Source organism: Mesorhizobium sp. M4B.F.Ca.ET.203.01.1.1 (genome assembly GCF_004791025.1).
In the GTDB taxonomy this organism is placed as follows: Bacteria; Pseudomonadota; Alphaproteobacteria; order Rhizobiales; family Rhizobiaceae; genus Mesorhizobium; species Mesorhizobium abyssinicae.
The window spans coordinates 1-381 of sequence record NZ_SRUO01000096.1; the positions used below are offsets into that span (position 1 = coordinate 1).

Consider the following 381-nt stretch of genomic DNA (forward strand, 5'->3'; position numbering starts at 1 on the left):
GGACATGGAGTTCGTGCAGTTCCACCCGACCGGCATCTACGGCGCCGGCTGCCTGATCACCGAGGGTGTCCGCGGTGAAGGCGGCATCCTGCGCAACAGCAGCGGCGAGCGCTTCATGGAGCGCTACGCACCGCATTACAAGGACCTGGCGTCGCGCGACGTGGTCAGCCGTTCGATGACCATCGAGATCCGCGAAGGCCGCGGCGTCGGCGAGCCCAAGGACCACATCCTGCTCGACCTGACCCACCTGGGCCCGGGCGTGATCGACGAGAAGCTGCCGGGCATTGCCGAAAGCGCCCGCATCTTCGCCGGCGTCGACGTGCACAAGCAGCCGATCCCGGTCATCCCGACCGTGCACTACAACATGGGCGGCATCCCGAC

At 67.2% G+C, this 381-nt stretch carries 1 protein-coding gene; it reads left to right on the forward strand.

All coding sequences use genetic code 11. From position 1 onward, the window contains the following. A partial coding sequence (locus EN846_RS33795) for an FAD-binding protein (RefSeq protein ID WP_135928111.1) occupies positions 1-381 on the forward strand: 381 nt, incomplete at both ends.